The sequence below is a fragment of the Kitasatospora sp. NPDC036993 genome, from assembly GCF_055607525.1.
In genome coordinates this window covers 380108-399863 of record NZ_JBVJRP010000006.1, presented here as the reverse complement: position 1 = coordinate 399863, position 19756 = coordinate 380108, and the positions used below count along the sequence as shown (strand labels likewise).

General features: G+C 71.7%; 18 protein-coding genes. All 18 read right to left on the bottom strand.

Annotated elements, in window-relative coordinates:
* Nucleotides 1–68 precede the first annotated feature (68 nt).
* The 18 genes from ACZ7C5_RS15705 to lysA all read right to left on the bottom strand — a co-directional run bounded on the left by ACZ7C5_RS15705 (nucleotide 69) and on the right by lysA (nucleotide 19704).
* Nucleotides 69–884 (bottom strand): F0F1 ATP synthase subunit delta, encoded by an 816-nt coding sequence (locus ACZ7C5_RS15705; RefSeq protein WP_470322745.1) that lies wholly within the window; start codon nucleotides 882–884, stop codon nucleotides 69–71.
* Entirely contained in the window at nucleotides 881–1435 is a 555-nt protein-coding gene (locus ACZ7C5_RS15700; RefSeq protein ID WP_401083756.1) for a F0F1 ATP synthase subunit B, read from the bottom strand. The genes ACZ7C5_RS15705 and ACZ7C5_RS15700 overlap by 4 nt, the downstream gene beginning before the upstream one ends.
* 41 nt (nucleotides 1436–1476) lie before the next feature.
* Nucleotides 1477–1713 (bottom strand): ATP synthase F0 subunit C, encoded by a 237-nt coding sequence (gene atpE, locus ACZ7C5_RS15695; protein ID WP_031074289.1) that lies wholly within the window; start codon nucleotides 1711–1713, stop codon nucleotides 1477–1479.
* A 91-nt stretch (nucleotides 1714–1804) separates the two neighbouring features.
* A complete protein-coding gene (gene atpB, locus ACZ7C5_RS15690; RefSeq protein WP_317620169.1) occupies nucleotides 1805–2617 on the bottom strand; it encodes a F0F1 ATP synthase subunit A in 813 nt (270 codons plus the stop codon).
* Nucleotides 2618–2902: 285 nt separating this feature from the next.
* Entirely contained in the window at nucleotides 2903–3346 is a 444-nt protein-coding gene (locus ACZ7C5_RS15685) for a hypothetical protein (protein WP_188297744.1), read from the bottom strand.
* A 297-nt stretch (nucleotides 3347–3643) separates the two neighbouring features.
* Entirely contained in the window at nucleotides 3644–4933 is a 1290-nt protein-coding gene (locus ACZ7C5_RS15680) for an MraY family glycosyltransferase (RefSeq protein WP_401083549.1), read from the bottom strand.
* A 172-nt stretch (nucleotides 4934–5105) separates the two neighbouring features.
* On the bottom strand, nucleotides 5106–6386 hold the full coding sequence (locus tag ACZ7C5_RS15675) for a serine hydroxymethyltransferase (RefSeq protein ID WP_401083547.1): 1281 nt from the start codon (nucleotides 6384–6386) through the stop codon (nucleotides 5106–5108).
* Nucleotides 6387–6505: 119 nt separating this feature from the next.
* The gene (locus ACZ7C5_RS15670; RefSeq protein ID WP_401083754.1) at nucleotides 6506–7147 is read right to left on the bottom strand and encodes an arsenate reductase/protein-tyrosine-phosphatase family protein; all 642 of its coding nucleotides are present in this window, start codon (nucleotides 7145–7147) and stop codon (nucleotides 6506–6508) included.
* 32 nt (nucleotides 7148–7179) lie between these two features.
* Nucleotides 7180–7827 carry an L-threonylcarbamoyladenylate synthase gene (locus ACZ7C5_RS15665; protein WP_188297741.1) on the bottom strand — a complete coding sequence of 216 codons (648 nt, stop codon included), beginning with the start codon at nucleotides 7825–7827 and terminating at the stop codon, nucleotides 7180–7182.
* A gap of 117 nt (nucleotides 7828–7944) precedes the next feature.
* Complete coding sequence (prmC, locus tag ACZ7C5_RS15660) at nucleotides 7945–8811, bottom strand: peptide chain release factor N(5)-glutamine methyltransferase (RefSeq protein ID WP_401083543.1); 867 nt, start codon at nucleotides 8809–8811, stop codon at nucleotides 7945–7947.
* A 64-nt stretch (nucleotides 8812–8875) separates the two neighbouring features.
* Nucleotides 8876–9955 (bottom strand): peptide chain release factor 1, encoded by a 1080-nt coding sequence (gene prfA / locus ACZ7C5_RS15655; protein ID WP_188297739.1) that lies wholly within the window; start codon nucleotides 9953–9955, stop codon nucleotides 8876–8878.
* Between the two features lie 151 nt (nucleotides 9956–10106).
* The gene (gene rpmE / locus ACZ7C5_RS15650) at nucleotides 10107–10328 is read right to left on the bottom strand and encodes a 50S ribosomal protein L31 (protein WP_380229858.1); all 222 of its coding nucleotides are present in this window, start codon (nucleotides 10326–10328) and stop codon (nucleotides 10107–10109) included.
* 138 nt (nucleotides 10329–10466) lie between these two features.
* Nucleotides 10467–11603, bottom strand: a complete 1137-nt coding sequence (locus ACZ7C5_RS15645; protein WP_401083540.1) for an LCP family protein — start codon at nucleotides 11601–11603, stop codon at nucleotides 10467–10469.
* 140 nt (nucleotides 11604–11743) lie between these two features.
* The gene (gene rho, locus ACZ7C5_RS15640) at nucleotides 11744–13843 is read right to left on the bottom strand and encodes a transcription termination factor Rho (RefSeq protein ID WP_470322744.1); all 2100 of its coding nucleotides are present in this window, start codon (nucleotides 13841–13843) and stop codon (nucleotides 11744–11746) included.
* 602 nt (nucleotides 13844–14445) lie between these two features.
* Nucleotides 14446–15384: a homoserine kinase gene (gene thrB / locus ACZ7C5_RS15635; protein ID WP_401083536.1), complete on the bottom strand. Its 939-nt coding sequence runs from the start codon at nucleotides 15382–15384 to the stop codon at nucleotides 14446–14448.
* A gap of 340 nt (nucleotides 15385–15724) precedes the next feature.
* On the bottom strand, nucleotides 15725–16870 hold the full coding sequence (thrC, locus tag ACZ7C5_RS15630) for a threonine synthase (protein ID WP_401083534.1): 1146 nt from the start codon (nucleotides 16868–16870) through the stop codon (nucleotides 15725–15727).
* 10 nt (nucleotides 16871–16880) lie between these two features.
* Nucleotides 16881–18173 (bottom strand): homoserine dehydrogenase, encoded by a 1293-nt coding sequence (locus ACZ7C5_RS15625; RefSeq protein ID WP_188297497.1) that lies wholly within the window; start codon nucleotides 18171–18173, stop codon nucleotides 16881–16883.
* A 139-nt stretch (nucleotides 18174–18312) separates the two neighbouring features.
* Nucleotides 18313–19704, bottom strand: a complete 1392-nt coding sequence (gene lysA, locus ACZ7C5_RS15620) for a diaminopimelate decarboxylase (protein ID WP_401083532.1) — start codon at nucleotides 19702–19704, stop codon at nucleotides 18313–18315.
* Nucleotides 19705–19756 lie beyond the last annotated feature (52 nt).

Genomic DNA, 19756 nt, shown 5'->3' with positions numbered 1-19756 from the left:
CCGTACGATGTGCCGGCTCCTTGGGGAGCCGGTTTCCCGACCGAGGGTCGGATGTGCTGCTTCGGTGCTCAGCCTTCGAGCGACTGGCGAGCGCCCTCGAGGCGGCTCGACACGGTGCCGTTGATGATCTCGTCGCCGATCTGCACCCGGACACCGCCCACGACCTGAGGGTCGACGTCGATGTTCAGGTGGACCTGGCGGCCGTACATCCGGCCCAGAGCACCGGACAGGCGCTCCTTCTGGGTGTCCGACAGCGGCACCGCGGTGGTGACCAGGGCCACCACGCGGTCGCGGCGTGCGGCGGCGAGCTTGGAGTAGGACTCCAGGCCCTGCTCCAGGCTACGGCCACGCGGCGCGTTCACGACGGCGGTGACCAGCCGGACGGTGCCGGCGTTGGCGCGGCCGCCGAGCAGCTTCGCGATCAGCGCGGCCTTCGCGGCGGTGCCGGCCTTCGGCTCGGTCAGCGCGGCCCGCAGCTCGTGCGAACCGCTCACCACCCGGCCGAACCGGAAGAGCTCGTCCTCGACGTCGTCCAGGGAACCGGCCTTGTCCGCGGCGACGATCTCGGCGTACGCGGCGAGCTCCTCGGTCGCGTCCACCAGGTCGCGCGAGCCCGACCAGCGGGAGCGGACCAGGCCGGAGACCAGGTCGACCGTCGCGCCGGTGACCTGGCCGGTCAGCAGCGAGGAGACCAGCTGGGCCTTGTCCTCGCCCGACCGGGACGGGTCGGTCAGGACTCGGCGCAGCGACACCTCACGGTCCAGCACGGCCGTGACGGCGGTGAGCTCCTCGGCGAGCTTGGCCACGTCCACCGAGGTGGAGTCGGTCAGGCTCTCCAGGTTCTGCCGGCCGGCGGCGAAGGCCTCACGGCTGGCGCCGATCACTTGGCCGCACCCTGAGCAACGGCGGCCTTGGCCTCCAGCTCGTCCAGGAAGCGGTCGATGACGCCGCTCTGCCGGGTGTGGTCCTCCAGGGACTCACCCACGATGCGGGACGCCAGCTGGGTGGCCAGCGAGCCCACGTCCTGACGCAGGGCGGCAGTGGCCTGCTTCTTGTCCGCCTCGATCTGGGCGTGACCGGCGGCGACGATGGCCTCGCGCTGGCGCTGGCCCTCCTCGCGCATCTCGGCGAGCTGGGCGGCACCCTGCTCGCGAGCCTGCTCGACGATGCGGGCAGCCTCGTGGCGCGCCTCGGCGAGCTCGGCGCGGTACTGCTCAAGCAGGGCCTGGGCCTCCGCCTGAGCGGTCTCGGCGCGCTCCATCCCGCCCTCGATCGCGTCCCGGCGCTCCGACAGCACCTTCTCGATGCTGGGGAGGAGCTTCTTGCCGAGCAGACCGAAGACGATGAAGAAGCAGAGCAGGCCGATGATGATCTCGGGCCACGCGGGGAGGAGAGGGTTCATCTTCTCCTCGGACGCGAGCTGGACGATCGCCATGCTCATATCTGGACCTTCCTCAGAAAGGGTCTACGGCGGGATTACTTGTTGCCGAAGACGAACGGCATGACGATGCCGATGAGGGCGAGCGCCTCGGTCAGCGCGAAGCCGATGAACATGTTGGAACGGATGAGACCGGCAGCCTCGGGCTGACGGGCCATCGCCTGGACACCGTTGCCGAAGATCAGACCGACACCGATGCCGGGGCCGATGGCGGCGAGGCCGTAGCCCAGGGAGGCGACGGAACCGTAGACAGTGCCCTCAGCGAGGATGCTCATTGACGTTGTCCTTTGCAGGGTGGTGAACCGGTGGTGATTGGCCACCGGGCGATCCGGGAGGTGGTTCTGGGCGGGGCCTGGGCCCCGGGGCTCAGTGCGCCTCTTCGAGGGCACCGGCGATGTAGCTGCTGGCCAGCATCACGAAGATGTAGGCCTGCAGGAACTGGACCAGCAGCTCGAAGGCGGTCAGCGCGATGGTCACCACGAAGGAGACCGAGCCGTAGAGCGCGCCCAGGGTCGGGCTGAGCAGGTACCAGGAGGCGATGGAGAACATCACGATCAGCAGGTGGCCGGCGAACATGTTCGCGAAGGCTCGGACCGCGAGCGTGAAGGGGCGCACGAGGACGTTCGAGAAGAACTCGATCGGCACCAGGATGAACATGACCCAGCCCGGGATGCCCGACGGCCAGCAGAGGTTCTTCAGACCGCCGACGAAGCCGTGCTTCTTGAAGGTCAGCGTCATGTAGGTGAGCCAGACGATCGCCGCGAGGCCCGCCGGGAACGCGATCGCCGCCATCACCGGGAACTGGGCGAACGGGATGATCGACATGATGTTCATCAACCAGATGAAGAAGAACATCGAGACGAGCATCGGGACGTACTTCTCGCCCTTCTTGCCGATCGTCTCCAGCACGATGGAGCGCTTGACGAAGTCGTACCCGATCTCGCCGACCAGCTGGAGCTTGCCGGGGACCAGGCGCGGCTTGGCGAAGGCGGCCCAGAAGAAGCCGACCACCAGGAACGCGACGATGAACGACAGCAGCATCGGCTTGTTGAACTCGACGCTGCCGATCGAGAAGATCGGCTTGAACTGGAACTCGTTCAGGCCAGGGGCCGGGAAGCCGCAGCCAGCGTCCCCGAAGTGGCAACTGCCTGAGGCGAGGGACGTGAGTTCAGCACTCACCACGGACTCCTTCGTCGTGACGCATGGATACGGCAACCTCGGTGTGTCGGCGTGGCCTGCGGCCACGGAGCGGCACTGGAACTTGATGGGTTTCTCGCCGACCCCGCGCGCCGGTGCACTGCACCACAGCGGGATCATCGAAGACTGCCCGGATCAGGGGGGCGATCGGTCCGCTCTGCGGACAGACCAGGCCTCTTCCCGTACTCCGTTGTTGCGACGGACGATAGCAGCCCGTCAGTGCGGCATAAACACCGCCCCCCTCGTTGGGGGGACAGTCGGGCCTCGTCACTGTTGACGCCCCTTGTCGGAGGGCTTGTCGCCCTTCTTTTCGGAGGCGTCGGGGTCGACGTAGAAGGTCTTGGCCTTGAGTGCACCACGCACCTGGAAGCCCGTCCAGACCAGGGCGCAGCCGAGCAGCGTGAAGGCGAACGCCTGCCGGTTGAAGAGCTCGGTGTCCTGGAAGACCGCGAGCACGATGCCGACCAGCAGGATCTGCGTGGTGTACACCAGCAGCGCCGCGGCCATCATGATCTGCGGGTTCGACCTGGTCAGCCGGTCGAGCGCGACCTGGCCGAAGCTGAAGAAGGCCATCACGAGCAGTGCGCCGAACAGGGCGCCGAGCAGCCCCTTCCCGCCGGCGACTGCGAAGGAGATCGCCATGGCGATGATCCCGGCGACCGCAGTGGGAATCGCGGCGCCTCGGAGGATCCGGGCGTCGGTGGACGGCATGTCGGCAGCTCCGGCGGCATGTCGATGTGGCGGGGGGACGGGCACAGCGGTGGCGGGTGACGCCGGACCGAGGCATCGCCGCGGGCCGCCCGCAGGAACGGCGGGCCCGGTGAGGGAGACCGACAGGGACGGAAGTCATCCACCTGTCAGGTCTTTCGGCGTGTTCTCGATACTCGTGAACGGTATCACAAACTATTTGATGAGAGCTTTACCATGAATGTGTGGCACCTGTCACACCATAGGCGCAGCGGCTCCGCCATTCGGGTGAAGCGATCCGACTCGCCGCCAACTTCCTTGTCAGCGACGCCCGGTGGCCTTGTGGTGCTGGTCGGCCGCGGTGGAGCCGGTGCCGGAGCCCCGGCCGGCTTCACCCAGGAGTTGCTTGTCCTTCGCCGACAGTTCGGCCATCGGAGCGGTCTGCCGGCGGCGGTAGCGCGGGGGGACGAAGGACTGCACCGCCCGCGGGGCGCGCGGGCGGAACCGCGGGGTGAGCAGCACCACCAGGCCGACCAGGCAGAGCCCGGCGAGCGTCAGGACGACGGTGCGGCCGGTGTTGGTCACCGAGAAGGCCACCGAGCCGAAGGCGATCAGCGCGGCCCAGAAGTACATGATCAGTACGGCGCGGCTGTGCGAGTGCCCGACCTGGAGCAGCCGGTGGTGCAGGTGGCGCTTGTCCGCGGCGAACGGGGACTGGCCGGCCCAGGTGCGGCGCACCACGGCGAGCAGCAGGTCGGCCAGCGGCAGCGCGATGACCGTCAGCGGCAGCAGCAGCGGGATGTAGATCGGCACCAGGGTGTGCACGGTGGCGGTCTGCGAACCGGTCTCGCTGCTGATCAGGTCCGGGTCGACCCGGCCGGTGATGGAGATCGCGGCGACGGCCAGCATGAGGCCGAGCATCATCGATCCCGAGTCGCCCATGAAGATCCGCGCGGGGTGCATGTTGTGCGCCAGGAAGCCCAGGCACATGCCGATCAGCAGCACGCTGAACAGCACCGCGGGGGCCGCGTCGGAGATCGTGTAGCCGTACCAGAGCCGGTAGCTGTACAGGAAGAAGGCCATCGCGGCGATGCAGACCATGCCGCCGGCCAGGCCGTCCAGGCCGTCGATGAAGTTCACCGCGTTGACCATGACGACGACCAGGACGACCGAGATGACCATGCCCTGGGTCGGGCTCACCGCGACCGGGCCGACGCCGGGCACCGGGAGGGTGATCACCGTGACGCCCTGCCAGACCATCACACCGGCGGCGATCATCTGGCCGCCGAGCTTGACCAGCGCGTCCACGCCCCACTTGTCGTCGAGCACCCCGAGCAGGAACATGATCCCGGCGCCGGACAGCAGCGCGCGGATGTCGGTGCCCTGCGAGAACACCTTGCTCAGGTTGTCGAGCTGCGAGGCGACCAGGATGCCCGCGCACAGTCCGCCGAACATCGCGATGCCGCCGAGCCGCGGCGTCGGTTCGCGGTGCACGTCACGGGCGCGCACCGGCGGCATGGCGCCGGCCGCGATGGCGAACTTCCGGACCGGGCCGGTCAGCAGGTAGGTGACGGCGGCCGTGCAGAACAGCACCAGCAGATACTCACGCACCACTGGCCTCCTGCATCGCTGTCGAACCGGGGGGTACCGAAGGTACTCCCCTGCCTTCCCGGGTTTCGAGGTGCGTCGCCACGGCACACACCTTATTGAGTCGGACGCCGGGACCGTGCATCGCGGTTCGCCCTCCCGGGTAGGGGATCCGGATACCCGCGGACGATCTCCGTCAGGCCCGGTCGGCGAAGGCCAGCGCCAGCTCCCGCACCCGCGCCGCGGCCGGGGCCTGCGCACCCCCGGCGAGCACCCGCGCGATCAGCCCGGCGATCTCGGCCAGCTCGGACTCCCCCATCCCCTGGCTGGTCACCGTGCCCGTGCCCAGCCGGATGCCGGAGGCCTCGGCGGCCGGCGCCGGGTCGTACGGCAGCGCGCACTTGCCGAGCAGCAGTCCGGCCGCCGCGCAGCGCCGTTCGGCCTCGGCGCCGGTCACGCCGAGCGGGCTCACGTCGGCGGTCACCAGATGGGTGTCGGTACCGCCCGTCAGAGGGCGCGTGCCGGCCTCCGCGAGCCCCTCGGCGAGCGCCCGTGCCCCGGACACCGTCCGCTGCGCGTACGCCCGGTAGCCGGGCGTGGAGGCCTCCGCGAGGGCCACCGCCTTGCCGGCCACCTCGTTCATCGCCGCGCCGCCCTGGCTGAACGGGAACACCGCCCGGTCGATCCGCTCGGCCAGCTCGGCGGTGCACAGCAGCAGGCCGCCGCGCGGACCGCGCAGCAGCTTGTGGGTGGCCGCCACGGTGACGTCCGCGTACGGCACCGGGGAGGGCGCCACCCCGGCCGCGATCAGCCCGGTGGTCTGCGCGGCGGAGGCGATCAGATAGGCGTCCACCTCGTCGGCGATCTCCCGGAACGCCGCCCAGTCCGGGTGGCGGGGGTGCGAGATGGAGCCGGCCACGATGGCCTTGGGGCGGTGCCGCCGGGCCAGCTCGCGCACCTGGTCGAGGTCGATCAGCCCGTCGTCCTCGCGCACGCCGTAGCCGGTGAAGTCGAACCAGCGGCCGGAGAAGTTGGCGCGCGAGCCGCAGCTGAGGTGGCCGCCGTGCTCCAGCGACATCGCCAGCACCCCGTCGCCGGGCTTCAGCAGCGCCGCGTACGCCGCCAGCATCGCCGAAGTCGCCGACCGGGGCTGGACGTTGGCGTGCGGAGCGGCGAACAGCTCACGGGCCCGGTCGATCGCCAGCAGCTCGGCGGCGTCCGCCAGCGCGCAGCCGGTGTGGTGCCGGCGGCCCGGGTAGCCCTCGGCGTACTTGTCGATCAGCGGGCCGGTGAGCGCCGCCAGGACGGCGGGGGTGGTCAGGTTCTCCCCCGCCAGCAGCTGGATCGTTTCGGCGCGACGCTCGGCCTCCGCGGCCAGCAGGTCGGCCAGCTGCGGATCGGCCCGGTGCAGCACTTCGGACACCCGGGGGCGCCCTGTCGTCGTGGTCGGGCCGGACGCGGCATCGGTGACGGTCATGGCGGGGCTCCCGGGCGCTGCGGGGGACTGTGCCACCCAGCGTAGGACCGCCGCCGCCGCCCGGCCCGCCGAGCTGCGGCCGTCCGGCCCCTTCGGCGCCGGACCCGCCGCCGACCGGGTCAGCGCGGCGCGGGCACGCCCGTGAGCGCGGTGACCACCGGGTCGACCGCGTGGAATATCTCCTCGCCGCAGTTGCGGAACATGCCGATCGGCGCCCCGTACGGGTCGTCCACCTCGTCCGACTCCGGAGTGGCGGCCAGCAGCCAGCCGCGCAGCGCGGCGGCGGCCCTGACCAGCGCGCGGGCCCGCTCGGTGACGTCGGCGCCGCGCCTGGGGTCCGGCAGGGTGCCCGGGTCTATCGTCCGCACCAGCCGGGTGAACTCCTTCAGCGTGAAGGTGCGCAGTCCCGCCTCGTGGCCCATCGAGATCACCTGGGCGCGGTGGTCCAGCGTCGCGGTGAGCACCAGGTCGGCCTCGACCACGTGCTCGTCCAGCAGCTCGCGGCCGGTGAAGCCGCCGCTGTCGGCGCCGTACTCGTCGAGCACGGTCACGGCGTGGTCCTCCATCGGGGCGCCCACGTGGCCCCAGGTGCCGGCGCTCTCGACCAGGATCCGCCCGGCCACCCTGGGGCTCAGCCGGGTGTCCAGCTCACGCCGGGTCAGCCGCTCGGCGATCGGCGAGCGGCAGATGTTGCCGGTGCAGACGAACAGGATCCGGAAGTGGTCCAGCGGCCTGGGGCCCACGCTCAGGTACGGCGCTATGCCCGGCCCTGCGTGCAGCGAGACGGTCGGCGTCAACTGCCGGCCTCCAGGTCTGGGACGACCTCCCTCAGCTGCTCGACGCTGATCGCGCCGGCCCGCAGCAGGACCGGGACCTTGCCGGTGACGTCCACGATCGACGAGGTGGCGGCGTCCTCGGCCGCCCCGCCGTCCAGGTAGACCGAGACCGCGTCGCCCAGCTGGGCCTGCGCCTCGTCACAGGTCAGCGGGGACGAACCGCCGATCCGGTTGGCGCTGGAGACGGCCATCGGGCCGGTGGCGTTCAGCAGCTCGATGGCGACCGGGTGCAGCGGCATCCGGACCGCGACGGTGCCGCGGGTGTCGCCGAGGTCCCAGCGCAGCGAGGGCTGGTGCCTGGCGACCAGGGTGAGACCGCCGGGCCAGAAGGCGTCGACCAGCTCCCAGGCCTGCTCGGAGAAGTCGGTGACCAGGCCGTGCAGGGTGGTCGGCGAGCCGACCAGCACCGGCGAGGGCGTGTTGCGACTGCGGCCGCGGGCGGCCATCAGCTCGCCGACGGCCTCCGGGGAGAAGGCGTCCGCGCCGACCCCGTAGAGGGTGTCGGTGGGCAGCACGACGAGTTCGCCGCGGCGGATGGCCGAGGCGGCCTCCCGCAGCCCGGTGGCGCGGTCCCCGGCATCGGCACAGTCGTAACGGCGGCTCATCGGTGCGGTCCCCTTCCGGAGTGGCTCATGACGGTTACAGCACGGCCTTGCGCGCAGTCGTACTGCGCTTGAGCTTCACGACCCGACCCTCCGGGCGGTCGTACTGCGCTACATGCTTCACGACCCGACCCTCCGGGCGGTCGTGAAGCGAGGCCGGTTGTTCAGGTCACGGTGGTCGGCGGTGTCCGTCCAGCCGTGTTCCTCGTTGAAGATCCACGGCACCTGGCCGCCCTGCTGGTCGGCGTGCTCGATCACCACCGCGCCGCCCGGGCGCAGCAGCCGGGCGGCCACCCGCTCGATGCCGCGGATGGTGTCCAGGCCGTCCTCGCCGGAGAACAGCGACATCTGCGGGTCGTGGTCGCGGGCCTCCGGGGCGACGTACTCCCACTCGGTGAGCGGGATGTACGGCGGGTTGGAGATGACCAGGTCGAAGCGGCCGTCCCAGGAGCGGTCGTCCTCGAAGGCCTTGGTGGCGTCACCGGCGTGCAGGGTGACCCGGGCGCGGTCCTGGCTGGCCTCGATGTTGCGCCGGGTGTACTCCAGCGCGCCCTCGTCGAGTTCGAAGGCGTGCACGGTGGAGCGCGGCAGCTCCTGGGCCAGGGCGAGGGCGATCGCGCCGGAGCCGGAGCACAGGTCCACCACCAGCGGCTCGGCCACGTCCATGTCGCGCACCGCGTCTATCGCCCACTCGACGACCGTCTCGGTCTCCGGCCGGGGCACGAACACCCCGGGGCCGACCTCCAGTTCGAGGTAGCGGAAGAACGCGCGCCCGGTGATGTGCTGGAGCGGCTCGCGCGCTTCCCGGCGCGAGACCGCCTCCCAGTAGCGGGCGTCGAAGTCGGCGTCCTTCACCGTGTGCAGCTGGCTGCGCTTGACCCGATGGACGTAGGCGGCGAGCTCCTCCGCGTCGAAGCGCGGCGACGGCACGCCGGCCGCGGCCAACCGCTGGGTGGCCTGGGCCACCTCGGCGAGCAGCAGGTTCATCCGTACGACCTCTTGTTTCTGCGCTCCGGCTCCGGGCGGAAACGCGGGCTGGGGCGCGCCGGTCTCAGTTCTCTTGGGCCGCGGCGGCGAGCTTGGCCGCCGCGTCCTTGTCGACGCAGGACTGGATCACCGCGTTCAGTTCGCCGTCCAGGACCTGGTCCAGGTTGTACGACTTGAATCCGGTGCGGTGGTCCGAGATGCGGTTCTCGGGGTAGTTGTACGTCCGGATCCGCTCGGAGCGGTCCACCGTACGGACCTGGCTGCGGCGCGCGTCCGAGGCCTCCCGCTCGGCCTCCTCCTGCGCGGCGGCCAGCAGCCGCGACCGCAGGATGCGCATCGCCTGCTCCTTGTTCTGGAGCTGGCTCTTCTCGTTCTGGCAGGACGCCACGATACCGGTCGGCAGGTGGGTGATCCGGACCGCGGAGTCGGTGGTGTTGACCGACTGGCCGCCGGGGCCGGAGGAGCGGTAGACGTCGATCCGCAGGTCGTTGGCGACGATCTCGACCTCGACCTCCTCCGCCTCGGGGGTGACCAGCACGCCCGCCGCGGAGGTGTGGATGCGGCCCTGCGACTCGGTGGCGGGGACGCGCTGCACGCGGTGCACGCCGCCCTCGTACTTCAGCCGGGCCCAGACGCCCTGGCCGGGCTCGGTGCTGCCCTTGGTCTTCACGGCCACCGAGACGTCCTTGTAACCGCCGAGGTCGGACTCGTTGGCGTCGATGAGCTCGGTCTTCCAGCCGACCCGCTCCGCGTAGCGCAGGTACATCCGGAGCAGGTCGCCGGCGAACAGCGCGGACTCCTCGCCGCCCTCGCCCGCCTTGATCTCCAGGATGACGTCCTTGTCGTCGTTCGGGTCGCGCGGCACCAGCAGCAGCCGCAGCTCCTCGGTGTACTCGTCCCTGCGCGCCTCGGAGTCCTTCACCTCGGCGATGAACTCCGGCTCCTCGGCGGCGAGTTCGCGGGCCGCCTCGATGTCCTCGCCGGCCTGCCGCCACTGCCGGTAGACCCGGGTGATCGGGGTCAGCTCGGCGTACCGCTTGGCCAGCCTGCGGGCGTTGGCCTGGTCGGCGTGGACGGACGGGTCGGCCAGCCTCTTCTCGAGGTCGGCGTGCTCGACGAGGAGCTCTTCGACTGCCTCGAACATGGGGTGGCCTTCTTCCCGGGGAATCGGTACGTGTGGGGGTGGTTCGGTACGGGCGGAAACGCGGAACGCGCGGGGGGACGCGAACGGCGCCGGCCCCCTGGCACCCCCGACGACGAGTACGGGGGCACCGGGAACCGGCGCCGAGCGAGCGCTAGGCCTTCGCGCTGTGCTGCTTGCCGAAGCGGGCCTCGAAGCGGGCCACGCGGCCACCGGTGTCGAGGATCTTCTGCTTGCCGGTGTAGAACGGGTGGCACTGCGAGCAGACCTCGGCACGGATCTCGCCGGACTTCTCCGTCGAGCGGGTCGTGAACTCGGCGCCGCAGGTGCAGGTCACACGGGTGACCACGTACTCGGGGTGAACGTTGGACTTCAAGGGGATCTCCTAGGGTTCTGGAGGGCACCGGGTCGGCGGCTGGAGCGCCGCACGTGAACCGGGACCGACGGACCAGTCTGCCAGGACCGGCCGCTTCTTCCCAAACCGGGGGTCACTCCGGGATATTCCGGGCGCCGCTCAGCGCGCCGTGCCGGCCTTCGCGGTGGCCTTCCCCGTGCTCCTCGCACCCGTCGACGGGGCGGCCGTCGGAGCGGCCGTGGGGGCCGCCTGGGCGGGGTTCTCCGGCTGCGCGGAGACGACCGCCTGCGGGAACGGCCGGTCGGCCCTGAGCGCCGCCCAGACCTGGTCGGCCTGCGGCTGCTGCTGGACCACCCGGTTCGGGTCGCTGGGGGCGGTCTCCACCGGCAGGGTGACCATGCTCAGCTGGTCCGGGCCGATGCCCTTGAGTTCCTGGGCGAGCCCCACCAGCGAGTTCACCGAGCCGAGCGCGGAGTCGGTGGTGATGCTCCTGGTCGCGGTGTCGCCGATCGACCACAGCTTCACCGGGTTGGTGAACAGCCCGGTCCCCCCGGCCTGCGCCAGCAGGGACTTCACCATCTGCTTCTGGAGTTCGATCCGGCCGAGGTCGCTGCCGTCGCCGACGCCGTGCCTGGTGCGCACGAAGGCCAGTGCCTGCTTCCCGTCCAGGTGGTGCTCACCGGCCGGCAGGTCGAGCCCGCTGTCCTTGTCGTGGATGGCCACCGTGGTGTTCACGGTGACCCCGCCTATCGCGTCGACGACCCGGGCGAAGCCGGCGAAGTCGATCTGGAGGTAGTGGTCCATCCGCAGTCCGGTGAGCTGCTCGGTGGTCTTGACCGCGCAGGCCGCGCCGCCGGCCTCGAAGGCGCTGTTGTACATCGCGCGCTTGGCCGCCGGCACCGCCCCGCCCTTCGCGTCGGTGCAGTCGGGGCGGGCGACCAGGGTGTCGCGCGGTATCGAGACGATCTGGGCGCGGGAGTGGTCCTGGCTGACGTGCAGCACCATCGCGGTGTCCGAGCGGGCGGTGTCGCCGGTGTCCCCGCCGGCCACCGAGCCGTTGTCGCCGGCCCGCGAGTCGGAGCCCAGCACCAGGATGTTGAAGGACCCGTCGGTGGCGGCCGGAGGCCTGGCGTCGCCGAGCCGGCCGTCGATGTCGACGCTCCTGATGTTGTCGTTCAACCGCACGTACGCGTAGACGGCCGCACCGGCGCCGAGGACGACGAGCGCGACGAACGCGCAGGCGGCCGTCCGCAGGACCTTGCGGCGGCGACTCGGGACCCTCTTGTGCTCGGCCATACGGTCCAGAGTAAATCGGACAACATGATCCAAAGGCCTCAACGTGTCCCAACTCTGGAACAACCCGGGCACGGACGCACGGAACCCCGGACCGCTCGCGCGATCCGGGGTTCCGTGCTTCGACAGCCGTCCGGCTACCGTCAGTCGCCGGAGCCGGGGGTGGTCTTGGCGATCTGCATCAGGAACTCGGCGTTGCTCTTGGTCTGCTTCATCTTGTCCAGGAGCAGCTCGATCGCCTGCTGCGAGTCGAGCGCGTGCAGCACCCGGCGCAGCTTCCAGACGATGGCCAACTCCTCACTGCCGAGCAGGATCTCCTCCTTGCGGGTGCTGGAGGCGTCCACGTCGACGGCCGGGAAGATGCGCTTGTCCGAGAGCTTCCGGTCGAGCTTGAGCTCCATGTTGCCGGTGCCCTTGAACTCCTCGAAGATCACCTCGTCCATGCGCGAGCCGGTCTCGACCAGCGCGGTGGCCAGGATGGTCAGCGAGCCGCCGTTCTCGATGTTGCGCGCGGCACCGAAGAACTTCTTCGGCGGGTACAGCGCGGTCGAGTCGACACCACCGGACAGGATGCGGCCGGAGGCCGGCGCCGCCAGGTTGTAGGCGCGGCCCAGGCGGGTGATCGAGTCCAGCAGGATGACCACGTCGTGGCCCAGCTCCACCAGGCGCTTGGCGCGCTCGATGGCCAGCTCGGCGACGGTGGTGTGGTCCTCGGCCGGGCGGTCGAAGGTCGAGGAGATGACCTCGCCCTTCACCGACCGCTGCATGTCGGTGACCTCTTCCGGACGCTCGTCGACCAGGACGACCATCAGGTGACACTCGGGGTTGTTGTGGGTGATCGCGTTGGCGACCGCCTGGAGCACCATGGTCTTGCCGGTCTTCGGCGGCGCGACGATCAGACCGCGCTGGCCCTTGCCGATCGGCGACACCAGGTCGATGATCCGGGTGGTCAGCACGCCCGGGTCGGTCTCCAGGCGCAGCCGGTCCTGCGGGTACAGCGGGGTGAGCTTGTTGAACTCGGGGCGGCCGCGGCCGCTCTCCGGGTCCATGCCGTTGACGGAGTCCAGCCGCACCATGGCGTTGAACTTCTCGCGGCGCTCGCCGTCGCGCGGCTGGCGCACCGCGCCGGTGATGGCGTCACCCTTGCGCAGGCCGTTCTTGCGGACCTGGGCGAGCGAGACGTAGACGTCGTTCTGCCCCGGCAGGTAGCCGGAGGTGCGCACGAACGCGTAGTTGTCGAGGATGTCGAGGATGCCCGCGACCGGGATCAGGACGTCGTCCTCGCCGATCGGCGTCTCGACGGGGCCGGCCTCGAAGCCGTCGCGCCCGCGGCGGCCACGGCGGTCGCGGTAGCGCCCGCGCCGGCCACGGCGGCCGTCGCCGAACTCGTCGTCCTCGTAACCGCCCTGCGGGGCCGGCTGCTGCTGGGCCGGCTGGGCCTGGCGACTCTGCTGGTCGGCCTGGCCGCCCTGCTGCTGGCCACCCTGGCGCTCGGTGCGCTCGGTGCGCTCAGTGCGGTCGCGGCGGCTGCGGCGGTCGCGACGCGACTCGCGCCCGTCGGCGTCCTGGGCCTCGCCGCCCTCCTGGCGCTCGGTGCGCTCGGTACGGTCGGTGCGCTCGCCGCGGTCGCGGCGCTCACGGCGGTCGCGACGGCTCTCCCGGCTGTCCTCGCGGCCCTCGAAGCCGCGGGTCTCGGCCGGGCGGGCCTCGGCCTGCTTCGGCTCGGCGACCGCGACGGTGGCGGCCTCGGCCTCGCCGGCCGGAGCGGTGGGGGCGCCGGCGGCCGCGGTGGCGCGGCGGCGGGTGCGCTCGGCACGGGCGGGGGCGGCGGTCTCCGCGGCGGCCTGGACCGGGATCTCGATCTGGGCCTGCGACTCGGCGGCGGCCGCGGCCTCGGCCTCCGCCTTGGCGGCGGCGGCCTTGGTGCGGCGGGCCGGCTTCTCGGCCGGGGCCTCGGCGTCCGCCTTGGCGGCGGCACGCTTGGCGGCCGGGGCGGTGCCACCGGCGGCGAGCAGCGGGTCCCCGCCGCTCTTCTCCTTGATGGTCTCGATCAGCTGGCTCTTGCGCATGCGTCCGGTACCGGTGATGCCAAGGTCCGCGGCGAGCTTCTGGAGCTCGGCCAGGACCATGCCGTCCAGGCCGGCGGCGGCACTGCGGCGGCGCCGCGCCGGGGCAGCGGGGGCGGCCGCGTCCGACGCTTCGGCGTCCGGGCGCGCGCCCATCAGATCGGTGGAGTCGCTCACTAAGGGTCCTTCCCTGGAGCGGACGTCGGCCTGTCTGGCTCGGCGACCGGTTGTGCTGTCCTGACCAACGCTCGACTGCGTCGGTCCGAGGCGGTGATCCCTCGAATGGCGGGAGCCCGTCGAGGGAGAGCTACGTACGAGGTGCGGTGCGTGAAGCACGGTGGTGCTGAGTGGCGCGTGGGCCGGTCGTGTGTCGACCTCCCCTGGGGGCGTAACCCCCACGCTTCCTGCGAATCCCGGGCCCCCGTCGCGTGACGGTGGCCCGCGCTCCGCCCGTCCTGGCCTCTAGGTGGGAGGCCGCGGGTGGGAGTCAGGTGCCGTCACGGCTTCGGGATGCGGCCGCATGTGCGCAGGCAGGCTGCGTACGCGCTGCGGTGGGCTCCCGGAGAATCGTCGCCCCGTGCATCGCCGGGACTCCACTGCCGTGGAGCGCGGGGATCGGGACGCGGTGCACCTAGCCCCGGAGGGCACCTGGTGCAGCAATGAGGTTAACACTACCGACCCCCTGAGACATTCCCCAGCCTTGCGCTTGCCAATCGTGTCCGTCGGGGCCGGCTCGGCAGGGTGCCTGCGCCGGGCCCCGGACGGGCCGTTCGCGCTGCTCAGACGTCCAGTGGGAGCACGACGGCCCCGGCCCGGTCGACGTCCAGGCGGTGCGCGGCGAACGCCGGGTCACCGCCGTGGCCGTGGTGCCCGGCGAAGGAGAGCACCCCGTCGGCGCCCGCCTCGTCGGTGAGCGCCAGCACGGTCGGACCGGCCCCGGAGATGACCGCGGGGACGCCCTCGGCGCGCAGTGCGCCGACCAGCGCGGCGCTGTCCGGCATCGCGGAGGCGCGGTAGTCCTGGTGCAGCCGGTCCTCGGTGGCGGTGAGGAGCAGTTCCGGGCGCCTGGTCAGCGCCTCCACCAGCAGCGCGGAGCGGCCGGCGTTGACGGCGGCGTCGGCCAGCGGGACGGTCTTCGGCAGCAGTCCGCGCGCGGTCTCGGTGAGCACCTCGCCGGCCGGCACGAACACCACCGGGACGACCTGCTCGGACGGCTCCAGCGCGACCGCCCTGGCCGACTCCTCGTCGGTCCAGGCGATGGTGAAGTTGCCGCGCAGGCAGGCCGCGACGTTGTCCGGGTGGCCCTCCAGCTCGGAGGCGAGGGCCAGCAGCGCGTCGTCGTCCAGCGCGGACGGTCCGCCGATCGTCACCGCCCGGGCGGCCACGATGCCGGCGCAGATGGCGGCCGAGGAGGAGCCGAGGCCGCGGCCGTGCGGTATCCGGTTGGCACAGACGATTTCGAGGCCCCGCGGCTGGCCCCCGAGCCGGTCGAAGGCGGCGCGCATCGCGCGGACCAGCAGGTGGCGCTCGTCGCGCGGCAGCGTCTCGGCGCCCTCACCGGCGATGTCGACGGAGAGGCCGGAGTCGGCGACCCGGACGACCACGTCGTCGTACAGGCCCAGCGCGAGCCCGAAGGCGTCGAAGCCGGGGCCGAGGTTGGCGCTGGTCGCGGGAACCCTGACCCGGACGGCGGCGGCACGGAACGCGGGACCGGCCATGCGGTGGACTCTCCTGGGGAAATCGGGCGGCGCGGAGCGCGTCGTCGGTGCGAGGGTGGGGAACGGACCGCGGCCCCTCCGGGGCGGGCGGTCGCGACGGTCGGCGCGGCCCGGACCCGCCGGGCCCGGGGCATGTGCCACACGGCCGAAGCCAGAGTATCGAAGAGAGGTTCCCGAGCGGTACACCCCGTGGGCCTTCGATCCGGTGTGTTGCGGTTCTGGCCGGAATGCGCACCGGGAACGGGCGGCGGTGCGCGGCTCGGTTGACACGGAAGCGGTCAGCGGAGAACTTCGGCGGGCCGGCCCCCGAAGGGGTCGGCCCGCCGGGTGTCATGGCCCGTCAGTCGAGCAGCCCGAGGCTCCGGGCGGCCGTCTCCGGGTCGATCGGGACGACCTGCGGCTGCGGCGCGCCGGCCACCGCCCAGTCCGGGTCCTTGAGGCCGTTGCCGGTCACGGTGCAGACGATCCGCTGGCCGGGGTCGACCAGGCCGGCCTCCGCCTTGGCCAGCAGGCCGGCCACCGAGGCGGCCGAGGCGGGCTCCACGAAGACGCCCTCCTGCGAGGCCAACAGCCGGTAGGCGGACAGGATCTGACGGTCCGTCACCTTGTCGATGAGGCCGCCGGACTCGTCCCGCGCGGCGAGCGCGAAGTCCCAGGAGGCCGGGTTGCCGATCCGGATCGCGGTGGCGATGGTCTGCGGCTTGAGCACCGGCGCGCCGTCCACGATCGGGGCCGAGCCGGAGGCCTGGAAGCCCCACATCCGCGGGGTGCGGGTCGACATGGCAGGGAGGGTGCGGCGCGAAGCGCCCCCGTCAAGGGTGGCGGCGGGCGACGGGTGGGCGTACTCGCGGTAGCCCTTCCAGTACGCGGTGATGTTGCCCGCGTTGCCGACCGGCAGGACGTGGATGTCGGGGGCGTCGCCGAGCATGTCGACGATCTCGAAGGCCGCGGTCTTCTGGCCCTCGATCCGCACCGGGTTCACCGAGTTGACCAGCGCCACCGGGTACTTCTCGGACAGTTCGCGTGCGAGCGTCAGGCAGTCGTCGAAGTTCCCGTCGACCTGGAGGATCCTGGCGCCGTGCACCAGCGCCTGGCCCATCTTGCCGAGGGCGATCTTGCCCTGCGGGACGAGCACCGCGGAGACCATCCCGGCCCGCACCGCGTACGCGGCGGCGGAGGCCGAGGTGTTGCCGGTGGACGCGCAGATGACCGCCTGCGCGCCCTCCTCCTTGGCCTTGGAGATGGCCATCGTCATCCCGCGGTCCTTGAAGGAGCCGGTCGGGTTGGCGCCCTCGACCTTGAGGTAGACCTCGCAGCCGGTGCGCTCGGAGAGCACCTGGGCGGGGACCAGGGGCGTGCCGCCCTCCAACAGGGTGACCACCGGGGTGGCCGCGGTGACCGGCAGGCGGTCCCGGTACTCCTCGATCAGGCCGCGCCACTGGTGGGTGTGCGCGCCTCGGACGACGTTCTCGGCAACGGCGTTCATGGCTGGTTCCTTATTCCCCTTCGACCCGCATGATGCTGGCCACGTCCCGCACGCTGTCCAGCGCGCGGAGCTTGTCGACCGTCGCCGACAGCGCGGCGTCGGTGGCACGGTGGGTGACCACGACGAGCGAGGCGTCGCCGTCGCGGCCCTGCTGGCGCACGGTGTCGATGGAGACGCCGTGCTCGGCGAAGACGGACGCCACCTGGGCGAGCACGCCCGCGCGGTCGTCCACGTCCAGGCTGACGTGGTAGCGGGTGACCACCTCGTCCATCGGCTTGGCCGGCAGCCTGGTGTACACCGAGTCACCGGGACCGGTGGCGCCGGCCAGCTTGTTGCGGCAGACCGCGACCAGGTCGCCGAGCACCGCGGAGGCGGTCGGCGAGCCGCCCGCGCCGGGGCCGTAGAACATCAGCCGGCCGGCCGCCTCGGCCTCCACGAACACCGCGTTGTACGCCTCGCGGACCGAGGCCAGCGGGTGCGAGAGCGGGATCATCGCCGGGTGGACGCGCGCGGTGACGGACTCGCCGTCGGCGGCCCGCTCGCAGATCGCGAGCAGCTTGACCACGCAGCCCATCTCCTTGGCGGAGGCGATGTCGGCCGCGGTCACCTCGGTGAGGCCCTCGCGGTAGACGTCCGCCGCGGTGACCTTGGTGTGGAAGGCGATGCCGGCCAGGATCGCGGCCTTGGCGGCGGCGTCGAAGCCCTCGACGTCGGCCGTCGGGTCGGCCTCGGCGTAGCCCAGCGCGGTGGCCTCCTCCAGCGCCTCCGAGTAGCCGGCGCCGGTGGTGTCCATCTTGTCGAGGATGAAGTTGGTGGTGCCGTTGACGATGCCCAGCACCCGGTTGACCTTGTCGCCCGCGAGGGACTCGCGCAGCGGGCGCAGCAGCGGGATCGCGCCCGCCACCGCGGCCTCGTAGTACAGGTCCACGCCGGCCTCGGCGGCCGCGGCGTGCAGTTCGGTGCCGTCCTTGGCGAGCAGCGCCTTGTTGGCGCTGACCACCGAGGCGCCCTGCGCGAAGGCGGACAGGATCAGCGACCTGGACGGCTCGATGCCGCCCACCACCTCGACCACCACGTCGATGTCACCCCGGTTGACCAGGGCCTCGGCGTCGGTGGTGATCAGGTGCTCGGGGACGCCGGGGCGGGTCCGCCCGGCCCGGCGCACCGCGATCCCGGCGAGCTCGACCGGAGCACCGATGCGAGCGGCGAGGTCGTCGGCCGTCGTCGTCATGATGCGCGCCACCTCGGAGCCCACCACACCACAACCCAGCAACGCCACCTTCAGCGGGCGCGTACGCATCATCCGACTCCGCTCTGCATTCTTCGTGCTTCGGTAATTTCCGGCGGGTTTTCCGTGGCCGCCGGAAACTTCGGTCCGTACCAGTCTCCGGGACTTTCCGTACGGATCTACGGTCGTTCCATGATCTGAGACAAGGATTTCGTCATCCGATATCCAGACGCAGGAGATCCTCCTCCGTCTCGCGCCGGACGATCACCCGCGCCGCACCGTCCTTGACGGCGAGCACGGGAGGCTTCAGGGCGTGGTTGTAGTTGCTCGCCATCGAGCGGCAGTAGGCGCCCGTGGCGGGCACCGCGACCAGGTCGCCCGGGGCCAGGTCGGCCGGCAGGAAGGCGTCCCGGACGACGATGTCGCCGGACTCGCAGTGCTTGCCGACCACCCGCACCAGCATCGGCTCCGCCTCGCTGGTGCGCGATACCAGGGCCACCGAGTACTCGGCGTCGTAGAGCGCGGTGCGGATGTTGTCGGACATCCCGCCGTCCACGCTGACGTAGGTGCGCAGGCCCTCCAGCGGCTTGACGGTGCCGACCTCGTACAGCGTGAACGCGGTCGGGCCGACGATCGCCCGGCCCGGCTCCACGCTCAGCCGGGGCGCCTTCAGCCGCACGGCGGCGCACTCGCGGCGGACGATGTCGGCCAGCGCGGCCGCGATCTCGGCCGGCTCGCGCGGGTCGTCCTCGCTGGTGTACGCGATGCCGAGGCCGCCGCCGAGGTCGATCTCGGGCAGCTCGACGCCGTGCTCGTCGCGGATCCCGGCCAGCAGGCCGACCACCCGGCGGGCGGCCACCTCGAAGCCCGCCATGTCGAAGATCTGCGAGCCGATGTGCGAGTGGATGCCGCGCAGCTCCAGGCTGTCGTGGCCGAGCACCCGGCGCACCGCCTCGGCGGCCGCGCCGCCGGTGAGCGAGAGGCCGAACTTCTGGTCCTCGTGCGCGGTGGCGATGAACTCGTGGGTGTGCGCCTCGACGCCGACGGTGACCCGGACCAGCACCTGCTGGCGCACGCCCTGGCGGGCGGCGATCGCGGCGAGCCGCTCGATCTCCTCGTACGAGTCGACCACGATGTGCCCGACGCCGGTCTTCACCGCGTGCTCGAGCTCGTCCACCGACTTGTTGTTGCCGTGCAGCGCGATCCGCCTCGGCGGCATCCCGCCGGCCAGCGCGACCGCCAGCTCGCCCGGGCTGCACACGTCGACGTTGAGGCCCTCCTCGTGCAGCCAGCGCACGACGGCCTTGGAGAGGAACGCCTTGCCGGCGTAGTAGACGTCCGCCTCGGTGCCGAAGGCGTCCCGCCAGGCGCGCGCCCTGGCCCGGAAGTCGTCCTCGTCCAGCACGTAGGCCGGGGTGCCGAACTCGGCGGCCAGCCGCTTGACGTCGATGCCGCCGACGGTGGCCACGCCCTCGGCGTTCCGGGCGACGGTGCGCGCCCAGACCTTGGGGTCGAGCGCGTTCAGGTCGGCGGGCGGGGCCTGGTAGTGGCCCTCGGGCAGGACGTCGCCGTGACGGGGTCCTGCGGGGTGTGCGGAACGACTCATGCTCGTAAGTCCTTCGAGACCTATGGCGAGGGGCGGCGACGGTCCCCGTTGA